Source organism: Rudanella paleaurantiibacter (assembly GCF_009184635.1).
Lineage (GTDB): Bacteria > Bacteroidota > Bacteroidia > Cytophagales > Spirosomataceae > Rudanella > Rudanella paleaurantiibacter.
Map to the genome: position 1 here is coordinate 883,083 of NZ_WELI01000002.1, position 23,413 is coordinate 906,495.

Consider the following 23,413-nt stretch of genomic DNA (forward strand, 5'->3'; position numbering starts at 1 on the left):
GGTTGACTAACGATTCGTTTGTTGAATATCTTGCATTTTTTCGGATTCTGCCCTCTTCGCGTCGTATTTCTGCCCTATGCTGTTGTTTGTGCTCTCGCTTACCTCTCTGGCTATTCTGGTCCGAATTGTCGCGAATCCGCTGGCCAATGTGTTTCAGAAACAGCTCACCGAACGCTCGGCCGAACCGCTCTTTGTTACGGCCGCCACCTACGGGTTTCTGTCTCTGGTGTGCCTGGCGGTGGTGACATTGGAGCGGCTTGTTGGTTTATCAACGGCTTTCTGGACAAACATGACCGCCTGCGCCGTACTGTCGGTGCTGGGGAATGTGTTTCTGGTGCGTGCTATGCGCATCGGCGACCTGTCGGTGCTGGGGCCTATCAATGCGTACAAGGCGGTGGTCAGTATGCTTGTGGGGCTGGTTCTGCTGGATGAGCAACCTACGCTGGCGGGCCTGACCGGTATTGGCCTGATTGTAGCCGGTAGTTACGTGGTGCTCCGCCAACCGGGTGCGTCCTCGCCCCTATCAATGGCTGTTTTCGGGCGAGCCGACGTACGACTACGTGTGCTGGCGTTACTCTGCTCGGCCGTAGATGGTGTATTTCTCAAAAAAGCCATCGTGGTGAGTTCACCCCTGACGGCCTTTTCGTACTGGTGTCTGCTGGGATTTGGCCTCTCAATGGGCTGGATTCTGTTGGCACAACGGGCCCACTGCGCCAGTCAACTACGGGTGTTGTGGACACAGCGGGCTACGTATTTGCTCTTGTTTCTGTCCATTGGGCTCATGCAGGTTTCCACCAACATTGCTTTTGAGGGTACCTCTGTTGGGTACGCACTCGCCCTGTTTCAGACCTCGGCTCTGCTAAGTGTCTTGTTCGGCTACCAGTTTTTTGGCGAGCAAAACATCATGCGCAAACTGCTTGGTGCAGGCGTCATGGTCATTGGCGCAAGCCTGATTATTGTGCTGGGATAGTGATGAGTGATGAATTGTAAAAAACAATTTTGCATCAACAAAGCCAGCATTACACATTATCCATTACTCATTATCCACTATCCATTACTCATCATACATTATCCGTTACGTCAATACGCCAGATAGCGGTCAGTGTCGTCGTTTTCGCGCTCGTTGCGAAGCTCGTTGGGGTCGGCGTCTACGTCAGTATCGTTCAACCGATCCATTTCTTCATCGAGTAGTAACTCGTCTTCCTTCAGGTCGCCATCGAGGTCGCTCGATACGTTCTCGGTAGCGTTGCGGGCAGTCATGTTGTCGGTATACAGAATGGTGTCGGAGGCCTCTTCATCACCCGGATTCATATTGTCGGGTACGCCATCGAGACCGAGTTCGGCATAAACGGCCGGGTCTTCGTTAACGTCATTATCGGGCATATTGGTAAACTGGGGCGACATGCCTTCCAGGGGGCCGCCCGTGTTCTGATCGACCTGCCGAGGGCCAGCCGGTACGCCCGACTGCGAGTTGGTGCTGCTTTCCATTGTCGTTGAAATAAGGAGATTATGTTTAATGACAGCATAACTCCCCATCTGGGCCGATGTTCGGAGGTCTTAGGCAACGCTCAGGCCACAGCTCCGCAGCAACCGCGCCCGTATCAACGCCAGATGACCACTTTCTCCACACGGGCCGGTTTATTGGGGGCCAATAGCCGGACCAGATAGGTGCCTTCGGGCAAATCGCCGAGGTCGATGGTCGTTTCGTTATACGCCCGCACGGGGGTACCCGCCCGCACCACCTGCCCCGCCAGATTAATTACCTCCGCCATACCGTCGTGCGGGGGGCGCACGGTCACGTAGCGGTCCGTTGGGTTGGGATACGCCCACGGGGTTGTATCGTCGGTGGTGGGTTCGGTGGCCGTGATAATCACTTTTTCGGAGTCATTTTTGATAAACCGTAACCCGCCCGCTATCGACCCAAGCACAAGATCGGGGAGCTTATCACCGTCCAGGTCGGCTGCGGCCAGGGTCAGGTCGGTACCGGCAAACGAGAGATTGTTGAGCGAATCGAGCAATACGGCCGGTTGGGTCGGGCTATCGGGGAAACGGTACAATCGTAGTTGCCCGTTGTACGAGCCCGTGACCAGTTCGGGCCGATTATCGCCGTTCAGGTCGGCCACCACGAGCGAGCGTGTACCCGTGGTGATGTCGCCCGCGAGGTTGGCAAATGTCTGACTTTGGGGCGTGTACACCGGAGCCCCGTTGCTGCCGGTATTTCGGTAGTACTCAACCGTCCCGATTTGCTTGCCCACCAGCAAGTCGACCAGCCCATCCCGGTCGACATCGGCAAACGTAAGCAGTTCGCGTAGCCCAATTGTAGCGGGCACGGGCCATGTACGGGCCTCGGCCGCCACGTACCGGGCTGCCGTACCGCGCGGGGCCGTGTTCAGAAACACCCGAACCTGCACCACCCGGCCCGCCCGGCTTGTGAGTACCAGATCGGGCGTTTGGTTACCGTCCATGTCAATCAGTTGCGGCACCGTATAAGTCACGTTGAGCGACTGCGCCAGTCCCAGATAATCGGTCGTAACGAGTTCAAAGGCCGGATCGTTGGTTGTACCCTTGTTTTCAAAATACCAAAGGCCCGCCCGCGTGCCCGCACTCGTGATGGTGCCCGCATGGCCCACGAGCAAGTCAGCATCTCCATCCCCGTCCAGGTCGGCCAGGGCCGGGGCCGAATTTTCGCCCAGATCAATCATGCCATCCTGCAAAAAATTCTTCTGCACGAGCTCATAGGCTGGCTTGGTCCGAGTGCCTGTGTTACGATAAAACCAGTTGGAAGTCCGGTAGTCGGTCAGGCCACCGTCATTGCCTGAGTTGTTGGGCGAAACAAGCAGGTCAGCGTCGCCGTCGGCATCCACATCTTCCAGGAACGTAGCCAGAAACGACGGAAAATCAACGGGTGCGTTGGCCGGGAATTTCGTTTCGGCCGACACAAAATTGGCCTTCGCGTCGTTGGATGTCGCGTTCCGAATCTGATTGACGTTGAAACAACCCACATGCCCCAGCAGAATATCTTTCCGGTTGTCGCCGTCGGTATCGGCAATCGTCAGGGTAATGCCCGAGTGAGCCGGGCGAGCCCCTGAAGTTGGCGTGGCAATACGCCCTCCGCCCTGACAGTTGACGCCAAACGCGAAAGCCTCACAATCGTTGATGATAAAATTGCCCCAACAATCGCCATTTCGTTTAAAATCGAGCCCCGGCAACGCTTTTGGGCCGGGTGTGCGATTCCGGCTGAGGTTTTCGTAATACACCACGTAGCTTCCCCCGACCTGAGCCGCCAGCACGTCGATGTCGCCATCGTCGTCTAAGTCGGTAATAGCCGGAATATCCACCGGCGAGCCGTAAATAGGCAACAAGCCGCTAAACCCTTCGACCATGAGCGGGTCAGCTACGAGCTGAAACCGGACCTGCCCGGCAGTCGAGATATTCCGAAACAACCGGATGCCTGCTGTGGTGTAGGTAAACAGGTCACGTCGGCCATCGGCATCGTAATCAACCAGCAGCATCCAGTTGAGCATCGCCGGGAACGCCGACTCGTACCGGGGGTCGTACCGAAAGCTCCCGTCGGCCTGCGCCAGAAACGTACTGACCTTGGAAGCCGTGCGGTCAAACACCACCAAATCGTCGCGGGTATCGCTGTCGAGTTTCATCATCGAAAACTGACAGGCGTTGAGCCCTCCCGCAAAGGCATTGGGCAAGGTTTTTCCAGAAACAACGGCCGAGGGTCGCTGCTCATACCGAAACGAATATCTTTGCGCCATCGAAACTAACGGCAGCAGAACCAAAAACAGAGAAAGTCTAACGGTGAGGCACACGGTGCAGGAGTTAATTAGTGTATTGTTGGGGTATTTTGAACGTTCAGAGCCATTATCGCTAATTGATTCGTACCGAGGTCGTTCATCACCCGATACCGGAGCGCCGGCCGTTACAAACGAAAACCAAAAACCCGTTCAAACGTCTCTTTCCTAACGAAGAATTTCCTCAGACTAATCTACGGCTATGACATCAACAACCGACTTGTACGCAAAATACCTCCAATGTTCGGGCGTCTCAACCGACACCCGGCAGATTACCCCCGGCTGTTTGTTTGTGGCTCTCAAAGGTCCACTGTTCGACGCCAATACCTTTGCGGCCGAAGCCCTCAGCAAAGGTGCCCGTTACGTGGTTGTCGACGACCCGGCGGTAGTACAACCCGGCGGCCAATATTTACTAGTAGCCGATGGCCTCACCGCCCTTCAGGACCTGGCCCGGCACCACCGCCAAACCCTCCGAATCCCGGTGGTTGGGCTCACGGGCTCGAACGGTAAAACGACCACCAAAGAACTGATTGCGAGCGTCCTGAGCCAGCGGTATGTCACCTACGCCACGCGTGGCAATTTCAATAATCACATTGGTGTACCTCTTACCGTACTGGCCATTACCGAACAGTACGAAATGGCGGTGGTTGAGATGGGAGCCAACCATCAGCGCGAAATTGCCCTGTTGTCGAGCATTTGCCAGCCCACGCACGGCCTCATCACGAATGTTGGCAAGGCCCACCTCGAAGGATTTGGCGGTATTGAGGGGGTGCGGAAGGGTAAAGGGGAGTTGTACGATTTTCTGGCGCAGTCGGGTGGCACCCTTTTTGTGAACGCCAGTGACCCCACCCTGATGGACATGCAGCAGGAACGGCAGGGCTTTGGGGCAATGGTGCCCTACCTCGACCCCTCCGACCCCACGCAACCCCAGCTGCTGGAGGAATCGCCAGTGGCCGTTTACCAAACCCCCGAAGGCCAAACCATTCGGACGCATATGCCGGGCCGCTACAACTTCATGAACATGGCAGCCGCGCTGGCTATCGGGCAGTATTTCGGCGTAACGGCCGAGGAAGCCAACCATGCTGTAGCGGGATATAACCCCACCAACAACCGCTCGCAGGTAGTGGCACGGGGTACCAACACGGTTTTGCTCGATGCGTACAACGCCAATCCCAGTTCTATGGCCGCGGCTATCACCCAATTTATGCAGCAGCCTGCCGAGCGTAAAATGGTGATTCTGGGCGATATGTACGAGCTGGGCGAAGAGTCGGCCGCTGAACACGCGGCTCTGGGCAAGCTTATCGCCAGCGGTAACTTCGACACCGTTATTCTGGCCGGACAAGACATGAAATATGCCTTAGAGTATCTGCCCAAGGCCTACTACTTTCCCGATAAGTTCTCCCTTCACAACTGGATTGCCGACCACCCTATGCAAAACACCTACATCCTGATTAAAGGGTCGCGCGGGATGGGCCTCGAATCTGTTGTACCGTTTATCTAAAAACCACTCTATGCGTACCAACCAAAACCCCATTGCCCGCTTTGGCCGGCTTATCGCCCTGCTGTGGCTGGCCTATTTCCCCGCCGGTGTACTGGCCCAGGCAAACAAGTTTGAGGCCGAGATTGCCAAATTTGAGGAAGCTGACCGGAAAACGCCCCCGCCCACCAAAGCGGTTGTGTTTACGGGTAGCTCGTCTATCCGGCTTTGGGAAAACCTGTCGGATGCTTTCCCGGGGCACACGCTCCTGCAACGGGGTTTTGGTGGGTCTGAGCTGAGCGATGTCCGGCACTTTGCCGACCGGCTTATTATCCGGTACAAGCCCAAACAGGTAGTTGTGTACGCGGGCGAGAACGACATTGCCGCCGGGGCCACCGCCGAGCAGACCTACAATCGGCTGGTCGATTTGTTCCAGTATGTACGGAAAGCGTTGCCGCGTGCTCAGTTTACATTTATCTCGATTAAGCCCAGCCCGTCGCGTCGGCAGTACCGCCCGGTAGTAGATGCCACCAACGAACGGATTCGGCTGTTTCTGAGGCAGCAACGACGCGCCGACTTTGTAGACATTGTGCCGGTCATGATTCAGGCCAACGGTGAGCCAAAGGGAGAATTATTCAAATCGGACAGCCTGCACATGAATGCCAACGGGTATACATTGTGGGGGCAGGTACTGCGGCCCTTTGTGCAGTAACTTGGCATATTCAGTATAGCCCTTTTAGGGTTTCTGCCAAGCCTTACCTAATTTTGCACTTTATTTAGAAACCGCGCCGGTTGGGTACTGATTACCAACTGGAAAAACAAACAAGTTCGGAGAATGTCAACGCAAACATCCGCTTACGTTCCTTACAAAGTAAAGGACATCGCGCTGGCCGAGTGGGGCCGCAAAGAAATCAAACTGGCTGAAGCTGAAATGCCCGGCCTGATGGCGCTTCGGCAGGAGTTTGGCCCAACCAAGCCATTGGCCGGTGCCCGTATTGCGGGTTGCCTCCACATGACTATCCAAACCGCCGTGCTGATCGAAACACTCGTTGAACTCGGGGCCGACGTAACCTGGTCGTCATGTAATATTTTCTCTACGCAGGACCACGCTGCGGCTGCTATTGCGGCTGCGGGTATTCCGGTGTACGCCTGGAAAGGCATGAACGAAGAAGAATTCAACTGGTGCATTGAGCAAACGCTGTTCTTCGGCGAAGAGCGCAAGCCCCTCAATATGATTCTGGACGACGGTGGCGACCTCACCAACATGGTGTTCGACGTGTACCCTGAGCTGATTTCGGGCATCAAGGGTCTGTCGGAAGAAACCACTACGGGGGTTCACCGCCTGTACGAGCGGATGAAAAACGGTACGCTGCACCTGCCTGCTATCAACGTAAACGACTCAGTAACGAAGTCGAAGTTTGATAACAAGTACGGCTGCCGCGAGTCGCTCGTCGACGCGATCCGCCGGGCTACCGACCTTATGCTGGCTGGTAAAGTAGCCGTTGTAGCGGGCTACGGCGACGTAGGTAAAGGCTCGGCTGAGTCGCTGCGTGGGGCCGGTTGCCGGGTTCTGGTGACCGAAATTGACCCCATCTGCGCCCTGCAGGCCGCTATGGATGGCTACGAAGTGGTTCCGATGGATGAGGCCGTAACCCGCGCCAACATCTTCGTAACGGCTACGGGCAACGTTCGGATCATCAAAGACCGTCACTTCCGGGCCATGCGCGACAAGTCAATCGTTTGTAACATCGGCCACTTCGACAACGAAATCGACATGGCCTGGTTGAACGACAACTACGGTCACACGAAGAGCCAAATCAAGCCGCAGGTGGATATGTACGAAATCGACGGCAAGGAGATTATCGTACTGGCCGAAGGCCGTCTGGTAAACCTGGGTTGCGCTATGGGCCACCCCTCGTTTGTGATGTCATGCTCGTTCTCGAACCAAACACTGGCGCAGCTCGAACTGTGGGCTAACTCAGACAAGTACGAGAACAAGGTGTACGTTCTTCCGAAGAAACTCGACGAGAAAGTAGCTGCTTTGCACCTCGCGCACGTAGGCGCCCGCCTGGAGCCGCTGGAGCAAGAGCAAGCCGACTACATCGGTGTTCAGGTTGAAGGCCCCTTCAAGGCTGAAATGTACCGGTATTAATATCGGTAGAGACGCAACATGTTGCGCTCACATGCGTCAGCCATTCTTTGGCCATGTTTGAAAAAACTGACGGATGTAACCTACCGGATGTGAGAGGCAATATTTTGCGTCTATACCAAAAAGCGCGACCCCGGTTCTGGGGTCGCGCTTTTCGTTTCATAAAACCCGCCCTGCTAATCGTATCTTTGCACCGGATTTCACCACCCCGTGCTATGTTCTTCGTTGCCCCTAACCTACCCTTTGCCCAGCTCCGCCAATCATTTGAAGGTGATTTGTACTTCGATGCCTCACCCGAACACACCGCGCAGCGCAAGCTTTACGCCACCGATGCCTCGGTTTATCAGGAAACGCCCATAGCCGTAGCACTGCCCAAATCAGCAGAGGATTTGAAGCAGCTGGTTCGGTTTGCGCGTCAACATAGCCAACCGGGCGCACCGGTCGGGCTTATTCCACGGGCAGCCGGCACGTCGCTGGCGGGGCAGGTAGTGGGTAGCGGCATTGTGGTCGACATCTCGAAATACTTTGGGCAGATTCTGGAACTGAACACCGCTGAGCGTTGGGTACGAGTACAGCCGGGCGTTATTCGCGACGATCTGAACAAATTTCTGAAGCCGCACGGGCTTTTGTTTGGCCCCGAAACCTCTACAGCCAGCCGGGCGATGGTTGGCGGCATGATTGGCAACAACTCCTGCGGCCTGCACTCCATTATCTGGGGCACCACCCGCGACCATCTGCTTGAGGTGCGAGCTATCCTGAGCGACGGTACCGAGGTGGTCTTTGGTACGCTCACCCGCGATCAGTACGAGGCCAAGTGCCGGGGCGAAAACGTAGCCAGCCCACTCGAACAGCAACTGTATCAGCAGTTTAAGACCTGGCTGTCGGACCCAACTACGATTCAGAATATCAAAGATGGCTACCCCAAACCAACCGTAAAACGCCGGAATACGGGCTATGCGGTTGATGAACTGGTGCCCTTTTTCGAGCCATCAGCCCCGGCAACGGCAACGTTCAATTTTGCCAGCCTCATTGCCGGGTCGGAGGGAACGTTGTGTCTCATTACCGAAGCCCGATTGAACCTGCTACCGGTGCCGCCGAGCGACGTGGCCTTGGTGTGCGGGCATTTCACCACGTTACGTCAGTCGCTGGAGGCCAATTTGGTAGCCCTTGAACACCGCTGTGCGGCCTCGGAGCTGGTCGACGACTATATTCTGCAACTGACCAAAACCAACATTGAGCAAACCAAAAACCGCGCATTTGTGGAACGCCACCCGGTAGAAGGCGACCCAAAAGCGGTATTGATGGTTGAGTTTTTTGCCGATGGTTCGCAGAGCGCCCGCAGCCGGGCCGAAGCCTTCGTGGCCGACCTCCGCGCCCGAAATATGGGCTACGCCTACCCGATTCTGGAAGGCGACGAGACTCTGAAACCTTGGGCATTACGCAAGGCGGGGCTGAGCATCATGTACAATATTCCGGGCGACGACAAACCCGCGAATGTAATTGAAGACTGCGCCGTTGACCCCGTTGACCTGCCCGATTACATTGACGAGCTGGACCGCATGGCCCTCGACAAACACGGCCTCACCCTCGAATACTCGGCTCACGCGGGAGCGGGCGAGCTGCACGTTTTGCCCCTGATTAACCTCAAATCGAGCGAAGGTCAGGCCAAATTCCGGGCATTGTTGGCCGATACGGCCGCGTTGGTCAAAAAGTACGGCGGGGCGCTGTCGGGCGAGCACGGCGATGGTCGGTTGCGGGGCGAGTTTATCCCGTTTATGCTCGGCGAGGCCAATTACGAACTGTGCCGCGCCCTCAAAAACCTGTGGGACCCGGCCGGTATTTTCAACCCCGGCAAGGTGGTCGACACACCCCCGATGAACGCTTTTTTACGGTACGAAGCCGACCGGGTTGTGCCGCAGCCCGCTACGGTGTTCGACTTTTCGGGCGATGGTGGTCTGCTCGAACTGGCCGAAAAATGCTCTGGCTCTGGCGATTGCCGTAAAACCCATCTTTCGGGCGGAACCATGTGTCCCAGCTATATGGCTACCCGGCGCGAACGCGACACCACGCGGGCCCGCGCCAATATGTTGCGGCATTTTTATACCGACACCCAGCAACCGTCGGCGCACGATTTTGAGGAGGTTAAAGAAGTACTCGACCTCTGCCTGTCGTGCAAAGCCTGTAAAGCCGAATGCCCCAGCAGCGTAGATATGGCCCGGATGAAGGCCGAGTTTACCCAGCAGCACTACCACCAGAAAGGGGTGCCGCTGCGCGCCCGATTGGTGGGTAACTTCACCCGCCTGATGTCACTGGCGAGCCTGGCCCCCTGGGCGTACAATGCCATTTATGATAGCCCCGCCCTCCGCCGACTGGCAAACCGGCTCGTGGGCTTCCACCCCGACCGTACCATGCCCCGGCTGGCGAGCCAAACGGTAAAGAAGTGGAGCCGAAGCCTGGGCGCGAACCGACCGAGCAATAACACCCCCTCACTCCTGCTCTATATCGACGAGTTTACCGATTTTAACGATGTAGAAGTTGGGCAGAAAGCCGTGAAGCTGCTCGAACGACTGGGTTATACCGTGCAGATACCCAAAACAGCCGAAAGCGGCCGAACGTATCTGTCCAAAGGTTTGGTTGACGATGCCCGTAAACTCGCCATTCGGAACGTGACGTTGCTGCGCGATTCGGTATCGGAGCAAACACCCCTGGTAGGTCTCGAACCGTCGGCGATTCTGACCTTCCGCGACGAATACCCCGATCTGGTGCCACCCGAACTGAAAGCCGATGCCCAGCGCATTGCCCAACACACGTATCTGTTTGAGGAGTGGCTGGCCCGCGAAGCCGACGCCAAACGGGTACGCCCTGAACAATTCCGAGCCGATACCCGAACGGTAAAAATTCACGGTCACTGCCACCAAAAGGCCCTATCGAGCCTGGTACCGGTCCGTAAAATTCTATCGTTGCCCAAGAACTACAGTACCCAGCTAATTCCGTCGGGTTGTTGCGGCATGGCGGGTTCGTTTGGCTATGAAGCCGAGCATTTTGAGCTATCCATGCAAATTGGTGAGCTGGTACTTTTTCCGGCGGTGCGAGCCTCGGCCGACGATGTGCTGATTGCCGCGCCCGGCACATCCTGCCGCCATCAGATCAAAGACGGAACCGGCCGCAAGGCACAACACCCCGCCGAGATTCTGTACGACGCCCTGGCCTAAACCGCCTACTGACAGCCATACGCAAAGGTCAGCTTGTTGCGTCGCGTGAAGGTTTGGCCACTGCCCGTGGTGCTCACCGTGTTTTGCTCCTGACCAACCAGGCGGTTATCGCCGTCGAGGGAGGGCGTAAATGTGGCTGTTTCGCGCACGGTACTCCGCACACCGTTGCGGGCATTGTACGTCTTGTACTCTTTCAGAATCCGCTGCTGCCAGAACTGCGCGGGCATGGTTTCGACATATTGGCTCAACGCAGCCACTGTAAGCAACACCGGCTGGGCAAAATTGGCCATAGGACCCATACCGGTGCCGTAGGTAAAATCGGTTTCCTGCTCCACAGTGGTTCGGTCGTTCAGCGTCGATTTAAGCTTTTCGGTGAGCAGATTCCCGTTATCGTCGTAGGTAAACAAGTACTCTCGCGAGCGCACGAGTGAGTTGGAGGCCAGCACCTGCCGGTTTTCAAACACCCGCGCCAGTTTGTTGTTGGCCGAGTAGGCCAAATCGTAAACCGCCAGAGGATTTCCCCCCTGAATCGACGTAGCACGGCTGGGCAACGTCTGCCCCGGTGTATAGTCGAACGAAAGGGCAAACCTACCCGTCGATGCCCGCAGCAACTGTCCGTTTGTACTGTATTCAACCGTCAGGGCCAGTTGCCGGTCGGTGTTGCGTTCGGCGAGTTGGGTAAGCTGCCCCGCCGTGTAGGTAAACGACCGCAGCATCTGATCGGTCAGGCGGCCACCCGCATCGAGCTGGTCGGTCACACTCACCACGGCACACCGCACTGGCTCCGGGTTGGGTTTGTCTTTACATCCAACCCACAGCAAAAGGCAAAAAATAGTCAGTAGAGAAAGGCGGCAGGTCATCACAACGAGCAGTTCGGGTAGTTGGCCGACCTGAGCAGAAAAGCCCTTAAACAAGGAGCTGACCGACAAACCGGCGTTGGTTTTATCAGCCTAAATCTACAGCCTTCGGCGGGTGCAATCAATAGATTCCGGCGAAAAAGTCGTATTTTAGCCATCCTGAGTCTACTCCTTGCATGATTGCCGAAGACCACCAGCAACTTCTGACCGACCGCATGCGGGCCATTGGGCAACCCGAAGCTATCCGACGGTTTTTCGGCCTGTTGAAAGAGCTAATCGATGTGGTCAACCTGCCCAATGGCGATGCCCGGCTCGCGTTTGTGGTAGGCCGCGACAATGACCTCACGGCCAACATCAATTTTTTTCCGGCTCTGCGCCTGCTGCGCGCCCGCAACAGCGAGGCTGAGTTTCGGCTGCTTATCAAACGTGAATGTCAGGACCGGATCGAAGCCGAAGAGGTTTCGTTTCTCCCGCTTTCCGACAATTCGCCGTATGCCTATGCCGTGCTAGGTGAATCGGACGGGCATCTCCTACAAAATATTGCCCTGCAACGTTGCTGGCAGGACTGCCTCCTCGAACTAACCGAAACGGCCCGCCGGGGGCCACACAAGGCCCTGCACAACCCGGCCCTGTACGACATGGCCGAGGACGATGCCGTTCGGGAAAGCCTGCTGAATCAAACGTTTCAGTACGGACAAAACGCCGGGCCGTCCCGCTATTGGGTGTTTCATGCGTACCCCAAATACTACGATATGCTGGGGGAGATAGCGGGCGAGCTGGGCGGCACCTTTCGGGTGAGTCAGATCAACAAAACCGTGATGCGCTCCGGCGACCGGTTTGCGGTGCTGGTATCGGGCGCACAGGGCGGTATCTACGCGTTCGGCACCGTTACGTCTGACCCAACGGTTCGGGCGGTCGAGTCGCCCTCGGCGTACGTACGCTCGCCCGACCGGTTTACAGGCGACCGGCTGGCCGTTGAGTATCTGTTTGACGAAAAACTGCTCGACAACCCCATTGGCCGGGCACAATTACGCGAACATCCGGTGCTGGCTCCGTTGCGGATTTTTGAAAACCCACAGGGCATGACCAATTGGGAGCTGACGTCCGAACAGTTCAACGCAATCCGACAATTAGCCGGCCTGCCCGAACTCGACAATCGGGTTGAAGAAGCCCCCGCCGGCTACGGAACCGAGGCCCCCGCCGAGCCGGTTCGAACCCTCAATCAGCCGCGTAACCTCATTTTGTACGGCCCGCCGGGTACCGGAAAAACCTTTTCGTTACAGCACAATTGGCTACACACTGACAGCCCCGCCCAACACCGGGCCGATTTTGTCACGTTCCATGCCTCGTACAGCTACGAAGAGTTTGTGGAGGGCATCCGGCCCGAAACGCTTCAGGGGCAAGTAACATACCGGGTGCGCAAAGGTATTTTTCACCGGGCCTGCCTCACCGCCCTGCAACTGGCAGGCTACGCCACCATGGCCGACTGCCTGAACGACACACCCGCCAACCGGCAACGGCGGTTCCGGCAGGCTCCTCCGCATGTGTTGCTCATCGACGAAATAAACCGGGCCAATATTGCCGGGGTGCTGGGCGAGCTGATTACGCTGCTGGAAGAGGGCAAGCGGCTTGGGCACGAACAGGAACTCTGGCTTACGCTGCCCTACTCGCAGGAACGCTTTGGTGTGCCTGCCAACCTGTACATTGTGGGGTCGATGAACACCGCCGACCGCTCCATTGCCCTGCTCGACCTGGCTCTGCGCCGACGGTTCAGCTTTCGGGAGGTATTGCCCAACCCTGCCCTGCTGGGTATGGTCGATGGAGTTGATTTGGCGGCTCTGCTGCGCACCCTGAACGAACGCATTGAGTACCTCTACGACCGCGACCATCAGATTGGTCATGCATACCTCATGGGGGTCGATTCGCTCGATGCCCTGGCGGTTGTGTTCCGCGATACCATTATCCCGCTACTACAGGAGTATTTCTACGGCGACTGGCATAAAATTCAGCTCGTGCTGGGCGACCACAAGGCGTGGAGTAAAACGCCTGAACAACGACTTATATGGGTAAAAAAACAGTACACGCCGGCCCTATCGCGTGAGTTGTTTGGCGAAAACCCCAACGAGATGGATGAAGTAGTGACCTACGAAATAAACCCACACCTGACCGTCGGTGAGTTTGGGCAAATCCCGAAAGAAGCATTCATTTTTATATACCAGAAACCAATGAGCGAAAGAGCAAAAGAGTGAAACGCTCTGCCCCTATTCACTCATTCACTCAATCGCTCATTCAAAATCATGAAAGCACTCGTCCTAAACCAATACAAGCAACTCGATTTTCAGGAAATGCCCGTGCCTAAACCCGGACCGGGCGAGGTATTGATTCGGGTGCAGGCCGTGGGTATCTGCGGCTCCGATGTTCACGGTATGGATGGCAGCAGCGGCCGACGCATTCCCCCGATTATTATGGGTCACGAGGCTTCGGGCATTATTGCCGAACTGGGCCCTGATGTTAACGAATGGGCCGTGGGCGACCGAGTTACGTTCGATTCGACGGTGTACAAACTCGATGACTGGTACAGCCGCCGGGGCATGTACAACCTCAGCGACGACCGCGAAGTGGTGGGCGTATCAACGCCGAACTTCCGGCGTCATGGAGCCTTCGCCGAGTTCGTGACAGTGCCCCAGCATATTATGTACCGAATCCCCGACAACGTCACGTTCACACAGGCGGCTATGGTGGAGCCGGTGGCCGTAGCCCTGCACGCCCTTAGCCTTACTCCGCTTCAACTGAACGACTCCGCCGTGGTAGTGGGCGCAGGTATGATTGGCTTATTTGTAATTCAGGCCCTCAAACTGGCCGGGGCTGCGCCCATCATCGCTATCGACCTCGACGACGACCGGCTGGCGCTGGCGCTCAAACTTGGGGCTACTCATACGTTTAACGCACGCACCGAACCCGAACTGGCCGCCAGGGTAAAACAACTCACACACGGGCGCGGAGCCGACGTAGCCTTTGAGGTGGTCGGGGCCAATGCCACCATCAACACCGCCATTGCCTGCGTTCGGAAGGGGGCCACTATTACGCTGGTGGGCAACCTGACCCCAACGGTTGAGATTCCGATGCAGAAAATTGTAACCGAGCAACTGCGCTTGCAGGGTTCGTGCGCCATCAATGGAGAGTACGAAGCCTCGCTGGCCCTTATCTCATCGGGAAAGATTGATGTAGGCGCCATTCTGAGCGCCGAGGTTCCCCTCAGCGAAGGCGCGGCCTGGTTCGACCGGCTCTACAGCCACGAGAAAGGACTGATGAAAGTTGTGCTTAAGCCTTAATTGGTCCCCAGAGATGTTATCTCATTTTGAGAGATGACATCTCTCAAACGTAGCACTGGACAGTAGAGAGTCTCTCCAAAATGATCTAACCAGAGATGTCATCTCTCGAAACGAGATGACATCTCATATACCCTTTTCATGGCCAAACGAACTTCGCTTCTTAAACTGCTTGGGGTTGGCTTCGGCATTGCCGTGACCATTGGCGGCACCATTGGCACCGGTATTTTGCGCAAACCCGGCCCCATTGCGCAGCAACTGGGCGACCCAACGCTCATTATTGCCGTTTGGCTGCTGGTAGGTGTGTACGCGCTGGTAGGGTCGCTGTCGGTTATTGAGCTGGGTACTATGCTGCCCAAAGCGGGGGCCTGGTACGTGTATGCACGCCGGGCATTTGGCGATTATGTTGGGTTTGTGATTGGCATTAGCAGTTGGCTGGGAAGCATTTCGGCCATGGCGTTTGGGGCCTCGGTCATGAGCGAGTACATCGGTCTGTTGGTGCCGAGCCTGGCCGGTTCGCTCAAGCCGGTAGCCATCGGGATTCTCGCCCTGTTTGTCGGCTTCCACTGGATTGGGGTGGGCGTGGCCAGCCGGGCGCAGGAAATTATGAGCTTTTTTAAGGCGGTTGGTCTGCTTTTATTCGTGATTGCCTGTTTTGTCTTCACACCGGAAAGCGCCAACGTTGCCGGGCCGGTATCTGTACAACCTCTGGCGCAGCAAGGCGTTTGGGTAGGGTTACTGGCGGCTTTACAGGCCGTTTTTTATACCTACGACGGTTGGCACACGGCCGCGTATTTCGCCGAAGAAGACGTCAATCCCAACAAAAACCTACCCCGGTCTATGATTAGCGGGGTGTTGCTCATCATCGGAATCTATCTGCTGGTCAATCTGGCCCTGCTGTACGTGCTTCCGATAGAACAATTGGCCAGCTCAAAACTCCCCGCGGCCGACGCCATTCAGCTCTTGTTCGGGCCAGGCAGCGCGCAGGTTGTGACGTTTTTGCTGATGATTTCGATTATGGGGATTATCAACGCCCAGATCATGTTTAACCCACGGGTCATTTTTGCAATGGCGCGCGATGGTCTGTTCTTCAGGGCTATTGCATCGGTCAATGCGGGTGGCACGCCGGGTTTGGCGATGATTCTGACGGCCGCTATGTCGGTGCTGATGATTCTGACCAACACCTACGCCAAGCTGTCGGACATTGCCACGTTTTTCTTTGTGACGTGTTATGCGGCCGGGTTTGCGTCGCTCATTCGGTTGCGGAAAACCGAGCCCGACCTACCCCGTCCGGTCAAAGCGTGGGGCTACCCTTTCAGTACCTGGACCCTGCTTGTGGTTTCGATTCTGTTTCTGGTAGGTGCCGTCTTCGGCGACCCAACTGGCAGCATGTACGCCCTGCTTTTTGTAGCACTCAGCTACCCGGTTTATCGGCTTATCCGGCAGTGAGGAGGGAGGTTTTTAGTTTTTGGTTTTGAGTTTATTGCGGCCGACGTTCCGGTTTGTTGTTCTGGTTGCAGGCTGAACCAAAAACCGAAACGTCGGCTACTAAAAACCGGAACGCCGGCCGCAATAAACCAAAAACTCTATTTCAGGCTCTTCACAACGGGCAATGCCAGTTCGGCCCACCCTTTCATGTGCTTGCCGGAGTAGTGCAGGCCATCGTCGGCAAACTGACTCGCGTCGCCCTCGGCCGCGCGCGAAACAGGCGTAATGTCGACAAAAACGACACCCACTTTGCCGCACTCGTCTTTGGCCACTGCGTTGAACGCGTCGATTTCGCGGGCGATTTGCTCCCGGTCGCGGCCCCGCGCAAAGGCCGAACGGCCCCAGTCGGGTATCGACAAAACAAACACACGCCCAGTATTCCCTTTGGCAAACGTTATGGCGGTTTGAAGCAGCTGCCGGAACTCCGTCCGGTATTTTTCGAGGCTCTGCCCCCGGTACTGGTTGTTTACACCGATTAGTAATGAGACGTAATCGTAGGTTTTGGTGTTACCCGACGCCCGAATGGCCGCCTGAAGCTCATCGGTTGTCCAGCCCGTACGGGCAATAATATCAGGGTCGGCCACGTCGATTCCCCCATTGCGCAGCATGCCGGCCAACTGCACGCTCCAGCGGTCTTTGGGGTCAACACTCTCGCCAATGGTGTATGAGTCGCCGAGCGACAGCATCGAGAAGGTATGAGGAGCCGAAGGTTCCATAGTAGTACACGAAAAGAGAAACCATACGGCGCAAAGCCGCCGTATGGTCGAAAGGCCACGGGCCGAAACGCCGAGGCCGGTACGAATTGATTTTGCTATTGTTTGGCTACGCATAGTTTGTCTTCGACGGATGGGCCGGGCTTTTGGGCAACCATTCAGCCTGGCCTTTTGTGTTATCCACGCGCAGTACTGGACAAGATGTACAAGTAAGCGATTGACTTAGCCAATGAATACAAATTAAACGCGGATGACGCGGATCGGGTAGCTATACACCGATTCTCTTTGCCAATCCGCGAAGATCAGCTTAATCCGTGCTATCCGCGCGCTAATTCCTTAGTACTGGACATTTTGTTCAGTACTGAATTATCTACGTACAGATTAGCCACACAGATTTTAGGCTGCTGGGTCTTGCCCAAAACCAGAATACCGGCCGCCCGCGTTAAGCACCCATGAACGACCGGGCCTTGCGAACGTGTTCGTTGGCGCGGTCACTTTCGACCAGACCATCACGGAGCCGCACAATCCGGTGGGCGTATTCAGCAATATCTTCTTCGTGCGTTACCATGATTACGGTATTGCCCTTACTGTGAATCTGATCGAACAGGTCCATGATTTCGTACGACGTTTTGGTATCGAGGTTACCCGTCGGTTCGTCGGCCAGCAAAATACTGGGGTCGTTGACAAGCGCCCGCGCTACGGCCACCCGTTGCCGCTGACCACCCGAGAGCTCATTGGGCCGGTGCCCCGCCCGGTTTTCGAGCCCTACGTTTTTCAGAGCCAGCATCGCCTTTTCGATTCGCTGCGATTTAGTGTAACCCGCGTAAATAAGCGGCAGGGCCACGTTTTCGAGCGACGTTTGGCGGGGTAGCAGGTTGAACGTCTGGAACACAAACCCGATTTCCTGATTCCGCACCTCCGCCAGCTCATTCTCGGTCATATTGCTCACATCTTTGCCGTTGAGCACATACGAGCCTGAGGTTGGGGTATCCAAACAACCCACAATGTTCATCAGGGTCGATTTGCCGGAGCCCGACGGTCCCATGAAGGCGACATACTCACCTTTTTTTACATCAATCGTGACCGATTTGAGGGCTTCGATGACCTCTGAGCCCATTACGTAACGCTTGGCAATATTGCGGGTTTCGATGATATTCATTCGGAATGCGGTCGGGGATTAAGACGCCGTTTTTGTGTACAGATGGCCGGGTAGCCAACCGGCAAACGGTGGCTTGCGGTCGGTACGGTTTGCGTGACCAAAACTACATTTTTCTTAAAACGTCTGACGCTGCTTTTCGATTGACGTCAGTTTTTGCTGATAGTCTGCCAGAAAAGCCTGATAATCGGCAGGAGAGGTTGCGCTTTGCAGCTGCGGCAGGGCATCTTCGGCGTAGTCGGTCAGGCGCTGTTCGAGGCACAGACTGATGTACGTTTTCCAGAGTTCGGGCTCGCGGGCGTTGTAATCCAGCACACCAACCACCGCCCGGTACGCCCGGTCGGTTTGCTTCTGTTGTTGCCAGAAACGGGCCGCTCCCGTCGCAATTTGGGCATCGAGCGGAGCCAGCCGGAGAGCCTCGGCAAAGGCCCGGTCGGCTTCGGGCATTTTTTTGTTACGGGCCAGCACTGTACCGAGCAAAAACTGCCGCTCGGCCCGGTGGGGCAGGGCAAAAAAGCCACGGCTCATCGAGTCGGCAGCGGGTAGTTTGTTCCGAAACACCGTGATGCGCAAGGCACTCAGGTTTTCGAGCGAGAGCGCAAACGGGCTCAGTTGCGCAGGTTTGCCCATCTGACTCAGAATCATCTGGGCGTAGAATGGCTGACGCGTCGCCAGATACTCCTCGATCAGGGTAGCTCCCGATACCGTTTTGAGGTCGGCATCCCGAATGGTTTCCCAATAACGGCCCCGGTTGGGGTCGTCGGTGCGGTAGCTGACGTAAAATGCTTTTTCGAGGTCCGATACGGGTGGCCGCTCCTGATACAAGATTTGCTTCAGCCCGGCAACCCCGGCATCATTACGACCGGCGGTTTCCCAAAGCGATTGGGCGGCTACCAAATCGCCCATTTTGGTGAGGGTCAGGGCTCGGTAGTACATCGAAAGGGTATCGGTATTCAACTCCAGCATCTGGTTTGCTTTGGGGTACAAGCCGCTGTCCATCAGCAACAGCCCCAATGCCGTGCGGTAACTTTCGGCCGTGCGGGGGCTACCATCGGCCAGCTGACTTAACAGTGTAAAGGTATCGGCGGGCCGCCCGCTTCGGTAAGCTACCATCGCCTGCGCCAGCAGCAGATCGTCGGCAAAGTCCTGGTTGGATACCTGACGGCCACGTTGTTGCAGGGTCTTGAGCAGAAGGGAGTCGGGGCGGGGCGATACCAGCGCGTAGTTGTACAAACTGGCAAATCGGCCTACGCTAAGCCCGGCGGGGCCTTCGGTCAGCAACAGGCTATCGGCTACGGGCGGCTCGGCGGCCAACCAGGTTGGCGGGGCCAGACCGGCTGTATCAGGGCGAGCCACCAACCTGATAGCCAACGCATTGGCCTGGTATGATTCGTACTCGTAACGGTCAGTTTGTCGGGCCAGCGTGGAGTCGGTAGCCAGTACCTGCGGGTTACGGGCGTACAGGCCCAGCAGGTTAGCCTCAGGCACTTCGGTACGGCTGGTATTGGCTACCGCCGTCTGAAAATAATAATAGGCCGAATCGGCAATGCTGGTGCGGCTGTAAAGGTACCCCAGATTGTTTTGCAGCTCCCCACTTTTCGGAAACTGACTCAGCCCCCGTTGCAAGGCTTTGATCGCTTCAAAAAACAGGTTTGTTTGCTGATAGGTGCTGCTCAGAGCGGCAAACGCCTGCGGGCTAGGCTGTTTGAGCAACGCCTGATTGAAAAAATACGCGGCTTTGCCCGGTTCGTTGTTGCGCAGGGCCAGCGAAGCCAGGGCATAGTTCGATTTATGGTTCTGAAACTCCTGCTCAGCCCCCAACTGGTAAAACGCTTGTGCCGAGGTCAACTGCCCCGAAGCCATGTATAAATCGCCCAGCCCGTTGTAGTAGCCCGTAATCGCCTGCCGAACCGGAAACAGATTGGCCCCGCCCAGCAAAGCCCCAAACACCACCAGCCCACCCAGCCTAAACACGGTCAGGCCGGCTTGTTTGGGCTTGTACAACACCCGGTGCACGGCCAGCCCTTTGGCAAACAACTGTCTGAAGTTATACAGCACATATAGTACAAACGCCGTTCCCATAGCCAGATGACTGTACACGATGGCGTCTTCGAACATTTCAACAATGGGGTCGTTGGCCGTGGCAAAGGCGTAGGTCATCGTGGCCGTTGTAACAAGGCCTAGCCCGACGTATAAAAACGCACCCGACTCGGCAAAAGGCACGGCTTCCTGCTGCTCAACCTGCCGCCGGTAGCCCCATATACCCAGTAGCAACGACGTCAGGTAAATTAGAAACGGGCTCACCGTAAGCCAATCCAACTCCAGTGTTTTGGTGTTTTGAAGCCACACCAGCATCAGATTGACCAGATACAGGCTCGTGAGCAGGACAAAATTCCGCAGGCCAAACGTCCGGCGGGTTGCCGAGCCACCGCTTTGGCCGACGGTGGGCGCCAAGTTAGCCGACGTTATCCAGACCAATCCGGCAATAATTTCGAAGGCGATAAACAGAATAAACCCAACGCTCACGAGCATGAAGGCGGGCATGCCGTAGCTGACCACCGTGAGAGCCGGATGAGGTACGGGCGAAAGGGCACCCAACCCCAACGTCAGGCCGATGAGCAACAGGCCAAACACCCCAAACCGGGCAGGCATCGGAATATCCGCTCGGAACGCGTGGAAGTAGTACGCCACCGAGCCCAGCACAAACGCCAGAATACCAAATACATATTGGCCGTCAAGCCCCGGAATTTCGAGCGTCTCGAACCGGCACACAGCCAGCACCAGAATAAAGGCCGTCATCATTCCCAGAAACGGAATGCGGCTCAGGCGGGTAGCGGCACTAAGCACCCCGGCAAAACCAATCAGCAAGGCTCCCAGCAGCACAGTAGCCATCCAGGGGTGTACCTGCATGACCGAGGCCACAAACTGTTCCGACACGGCATAGGCTTTGCCCGGTACGTTGTAATCGAACAGGCCATCGGTCAGGGTACGGATGGTGGTGGGCAGGTCGATGAGTTCGCTCAGGACATCCCACTGCACCACGTTGGCAACGCCCCGGTACCAGGCGGCACCGAATAAAAGGAGACTAAGCGAGAGAAAAAATAAGCTATTGAGATACGGAAGCCGGTAGGTTTGGCTCCACTCTTTCCAGAAAAACAGAGAACGCATGCAGAGGAAACGTAACAGTGAGCGGGTTAGTGCGTTTACTCAACCTCACCGAATAAATCGCTCTAATCTAACTTGTAAAAAGTCTTTGTGCGGTCTGTATTGACGAGGCAGGGTGATCTCTTTTCCCTCGTACCGGCCAAAAATATCCCCGTAATAGTTTTTAGAGGTGTGCTCTTTCAACTGTCTTGAAAGAAGTAGTTTGTAATCCGTATCAATACAGATCAATTCCTTTTCGTAGGCACGGTCATACAGGCTCGACAAACAGATTCCATTTTCGGGATTTAGGCGGTTACGCTCGTCATCGGCCCAGGGCACAATATGCCCCGCCACCAGCAATTCAGGCAAATCAATTCCCGATATAGCGCAACGGCTCTGATAGGTTTTTAGAATCATCTGCCGAAAAACGCTCTGATTGACGCGTGTCTTCACCAGTCGTGTTTTGGTCTCGCCTTTGAGGCCTTTCAGATCAAACGTGATCTCAGGGTGTGTTTCTTCAATCGTTTTTCCTCGAAAATGGGCCAGAATTCGCTCGCTTTCAAAAACCAGTTCTTCCTGATTATGGATAAACTCATCCCAGATAGGCTTCACCTGATTGTAGCCGCCACTCATGCCTTTGACCCCACGTTGCTGATGATACGGGTCGACGCTGGCAAAATTGGTCAATCGCATGGCAACGGAGTCTGGTGTACGTCGGCCGAGCAGGTGTGCCAATTCAATAACCTGCCGATTGCCTTTGTGCATCTGCCCAAACGGGAGTTTCAAATACAGATTGAAGGCTAAAATAAGTTCTTCGCGGGTCCAGTTAGGAGATTTTGCCATACACGAAGGTACCGTTTTTGATTTGGAGACATATTCTTGAAATGACCTTTTAAAAATCAATCAAACACCAAAACACGATTCGCGCAAACGTTCACCGACAATTACCCCGGCACTACCACCACCGTTATATCGCCCGCCAATCTTGACCAGATTCTGCTAACGTAGCGTATCTACACCTGACGGTCAGCCCTACCAACCAGGCACAAAGCCCCCGAACCGTTTGTCCAACTACCCATACGGGGTTGTTTATCAATTACGTACCTTGTCTGCTGTAACGCTTAACCAACTCTGCTATGACTTTTTTCTTTATCCTTCTGTTTTTACTCCTGATACTTGGCTTTTTCTCGATAGCTATTGTGCGGCAGGGCACCGTGGCCGTCATCACCATTTTTGGCAAATACGCCCGGGTGATGGCACCAGGTCTAAATTTCAAGATTCCATTCATTGAAGTCATTTACCGACGCATATCGATCCAGAACCGGTCGGCCGAACTGACGTTTCAGGCTATCACGGCCGATCAGGCCAATGTCAATTTCAAGGCCATGCTGGTGTACTCAGTACTCAATCAGGAAGAGGAAACCATCAAAAATGTCGCCTTTAAATTTATCGACGAAGCCTCGTTTATGCAGGCTCTGACCCGTACCATCGAAGGCTCAATTCGTAGTTTCGTGGCCACCAAACGGCAGTCCGAAATTCTGGCGTTGCGGTCGGAAATTATCGAGCACGTAAAATCACAGATTGACACGCTGCTCGAGAGCTGGGGCTATCACCTAATCGACCTCCAATTGAACGACATTGCCTTCGACGAGGTCATCATGCGCTCAATGGCACAGGTAGTAGCATCGTCGAATTTAAAAGCGGCCGCCGAAAACGAAGGGCAGGCCTTGCTCATTACCAAGACCAAAGCCGCCGAGGCCGAGGGTAACGCCATCAAAATTTCGGCCGAAGCCGAGAAAACAGCCGCTCAACTACGGGGGCAAGGGGTCGCCTTGTTCCGCGAAGAAGTAGCCAAGGGTATGGCCGAGTCGGCTAAGGTGATGACAGCCGCCGAGCTCGATGCGTCGCTCATTCTGTTTTCAATCTGGACCGAAGCCATCAAACATTTTGCTGAAAACGGGAAGGGTAACGTCATTTTCCTCGACGGCTCAACCGAAGGCATGGAAAAAACCATGAAGCAGTTGCTGGCCGTTGAGCAAATGAAAATTGCCCCCAAATGACCAGGCAGTGACCCTACACGGATTT

At 55.6% G+C, this 23,413-nt stretch carries 16 protein-coding genes; 9 read left to right on the forward strand and 7 right to left on the reverse strand.

Annotated elements, in window-relative coordinates:
* Positions 1–76 precede the first annotated feature (76 nt).
* Complete coding sequence (locus F5984_RS08490; RefSeq protein ID WP_152123796.1) at positions 77–970, forward strand: EamA family transporter; 894 nt, start codon at positions 77–79, stop codon at positions 968–970.
* Between the two features lie 110 nt (positions 971–1,080).
* Here F5984_RS08490 and F5984_RS08495 read toward each other — a convergent pair whose 3' ends face one another.
* Together F5984_RS08495 and F5984_RS08500 are read right to left on the reverse strand one after the other, a co-directional pair.
* Positions 1,081–1,488 (reverse strand): hypothetical protein, encoded by a 408-nt coding sequence (locus F5984_RS08495; RefSeq protein WP_152123797.1) that lies wholly within the window; start codon positions 1,486–1,488, stop codon positions 1,081–1,083.
* A gap of 113 nt (positions 1,489–1,601) precedes the next feature.
* The gene (locus F5984_RS08500; protein WP_246168870.1) at positions 1,602–3,767 is read right to left on the reverse strand and encodes a T9SS type A sorting domain-containing protein; all 2,166 of its coding nucleotides are present in this window, start codon (positions 3,765–3,767) and stop codon (positions 1,602–1,604) included.
* A gap of 238 nt (positions 3,768–4,005) precedes the next feature.
* On the opposite strand from F5984_RS08500, the gene F5984_RS08505 reads away from it, so the two are divergent.
* The 4 genes from F5984_RS08505 (at position 4,006) to F5984_RS08520 (ending at position 10,641) form a co-directional block, all read left to right on the forward strand.
* A complete protein-coding gene (locus F5984_RS08505; RefSeq protein ID WP_152123798.1) occupies positions 4,006–5,304 on the forward strand; it encodes a UDP-N-acetylmuramoyl-tripeptide--D-alanyl-D-alanine ligase in 1,299 nt (432 codons plus the stop codon).
* A 10-nt stretch (positions 5,305–5,314) separates the two neighbouring features.
* A complete protein-coding gene (locus F5984_RS08510) occupies positions 5,315–5,992 on the forward strand; it encodes a GDSL-type esterase/lipase family protein (RefSeq protein WP_152123799.1) in 678 nt (225 codons plus the stop codon).
* Positions 5,993–6,115: 123 nt separating this feature from the next.
* Positions 6,116–7,432, forward strand: a complete 1,317-nt coding sequence (gene ahcY, locus F5984_RS08515) for an adenosylhomocysteinase (RefSeq protein WP_019988939.1) — start codon at positions 6,116–6,118, stop codon at positions 7,430–7,432.
* A gap of 212 nt (positions 7,433–7,644) precedes the next feature.
* Positions 7,645–10,641, forward strand: coding sequence for an FAD-binding and (Fe-S)-binding domain-containing protein (locus tag F5984_RS08520; RefSeq protein ID WP_152123800.1), 2,997 nt, complete (start codon positions 7,645–7,647; stop codon positions 10,639–10,641).
* A 5-nt stretch (positions 10,642–10,646) separates the two neighbouring features.
* On the opposite strand, the gene F5984_RS08525 is transcribed toward F5984_RS08520, so the two are convergent.
* Positions 10,647–11,570 (reverse strand): hypothetical protein, encoded by a 924-nt coding sequence (locus tag F5984_RS08525; protein WP_185155451.1) that lies wholly within the window; start codon positions 11,568–11,570, stop codon positions 10,647–10,649.
* Between the two features lie 104 nt (positions 11,571–11,674).
* Between F5984_RS08525 and F5984_RS08530 the strand changes: the two genes are divergently transcribed.
* The 3 genes from F5984_RS08530 (at position 11,675) to F5984_RS08540 (ending at position 16,276) form a co-directional block, all read left to right on the forward strand.
* Entirely contained in the window at positions 11,675–13,747 is a 2,073-nt protein-coding gene (locus F5984_RS08530; RefSeq protein ID WP_152123803.1) for an McrB family protein, read from the forward strand.
* Positions 13,748–13,795: 48 nt separating this feature from the next.
* Positions 13,796–14,830, forward strand: a complete 1,035-nt coding sequence (locus F5984_RS08535) for a galactitol-1-phosphate 5-dehydrogenase (protein WP_152123804.1) — start codon at positions 13,796–13,798, stop codon at positions 14,828–14,830.
* Positions 14,831–14,968: 138 nt separating this feature from the next.
* A complete protein-coding gene (locus tag F5984_RS08540) occupies positions 14,969–16,276 on the forward strand; it encodes an APC family permease (protein WP_152123805.1) in 1,308 nt (435 codons plus the stop codon).
* Positions 16,277–16,413: 137 nt separating this feature from the next.
* Here the strand turns inward: F5984_RS08540 and F5984_RS08545 are convergent, their stop codons facing one another.
* The 4 genes from F5984_RS08545 to F5984_RS08560 all read right to left on the reverse strand — a co-directional run bounded on the left by F5984_RS08545 (position 16,414) and on the right by F5984_RS08560 (position 22,171).
* Positions 16,414–17,031, reverse strand: coding sequence for an SGNH/GDSL hydrolase family protein (locus F5984_RS08545; protein ID WP_246168871.1), 618 nt, complete (start codon positions 17,029–17,031; stop codon positions 16,414–16,416).
* Positions 17,032–17,470: 439 nt separating this feature from the next.
* Entirely contained in the window at positions 17,471–18,187 is a 717-nt protein-coding gene (locus tag F5984_RS08550; RefSeq protein WP_152123809.1) for an ABC transporter ATP-binding protein, read from the reverse strand.
* Between the two features lie 114 nt (positions 18,188–18,301).
* Positions 18,302–21,352 (reverse strand): tetratricopeptide repeat protein, encoded by a 3,051-nt coding sequence (locus F5984_RS08555; protein ID WP_152123810.1) that lies wholly within the window; start codon positions 21,350–21,352, stop codon positions 18,302–18,304.
* Between the two features lie 45 nt (positions 21,353–21,397).
* Positions 21,398–22,171, reverse strand: a complete 774-nt coding sequence (locus F5984_RS08560; RefSeq protein WP_152123811.1) for an HNH endonuclease — start codon at positions 22,169–22,171, stop codon at positions 21,398–21,400.
* A gap of 293 nt (positions 22,172–22,464) precedes the next feature.
* Between F5984_RS08560 and F5984_RS08565 the strand changes: the two genes are divergently transcribed.
* Positions 22,465–23,388: an SPFH domain-containing protein gene (locus F5984_RS08565; RefSeq protein WP_152123812.1), complete on the forward strand. Its 924-nt coding sequence runs from the start codon at positions 22,465–22,467 to the stop codon at positions 23,386–23,388.
* Positions 23,389–23,413 lie beyond the last annotated feature (25 nt).

Coding starts and splice junctions, on each gene's coding strand:
- F5984_RS08505 (WP_152123798.1), top strand. CDS start 4,006: ATGACATCAACAACCGACTTGTACGCAAAATACCTCCAATGTTCGGGC.
- F5984_RS08540 (WP_152123805.1), top strand. CDS start 14,969: ATGGCCAAACGAACTTCGCTTCTTAAACTGCTTGGGGTTGGCTTCGGC.
- F5984_RS08530 (WP_152123803.1), top strand. CDS start 11,675: ATGATTGCCGAAGACCACCAGCAACTTCTGACCGACCGCATGCGGGCC.
- F5984_RS08565 (WP_152123812.1), top strand. CDS start 22,465: ATGACTTTTTTCTTTATCCTTCTGTTTTTACTCCTGATACTTGGCTTT.
- F5984_RS08490 (WP_152123796.1), top strand. CDS start 77: ATGCTGTTGTTTGTGCTCTCGCTTACCTCTCTGGCTATTCTGGTCCGA.
- F5984_RS08500 (WP_246168870.1), bottom strand. CDS start 3,767: ATGGCGCAAAGATATTCGTTTCGGTATGAGCAGCGACCCTCGGCCGTT.
- F5984_RS08535 (WP_152123804.1), top strand. CDS start 13,796: ATGAAAGCACTCGTCCTAAACCAATACAAGCAACTCGATTTTCAGGAA.
- F5984_RS08520 (WP_152123800.1), top strand. CDS start 7,645: ATGTTCTTCGTTGCCCCTAACCTACCCTTTGCCCAGCTCCGCCAATCA.
- F5984_RS08555 (WP_152123810.1), bottom strand. CDS start 21,352: ATGCGTTCTCTGTTTTTCTGGAAAGAGTGGAGCCAAACCTACCGGCTT.
- F5984_RS08495 (WP_152123797.1), bottom strand. CDS start 1,488: ATGGAAAGCAGCACCAACTCGCAGTCGGGCGTACCGGCTGGCCCTCGG.
- F5984_RS08550 (WP_152123809.1), bottom strand. CDS start 18,187: ATGAATATCATCGAAACCCGCAATATTGCCAAGCGTTACGTAATGGGC.
- F5984_RS08510 (WP_152123799.1), top strand. CDS start 5,315: ATGCGTACCAACCAAAACCCCATTGCCCGCTTTGGCCGGCTTATCGCC.
- ahcY (WP_019988939.1), top strand. CDS start 6,116: ATGTCAACGCAAACATCCGCTTACGTTCCTTACAAAGTAAAGGACATC.
- F5984_RS08560 (WP_152123811.1), bottom strand. CDS start 22,171: ATGGCAAAATCTCCTAACTGGACCCGCGAAGAACTTATTTTAGCCTTC.
- F5984_RS08545 (WP_246168871.1), bottom strand. CDS start 17,031: ATGGAACCTTCGGCTCCTCATACCTTCTCGATGCTGTCGCTCGGCGAC.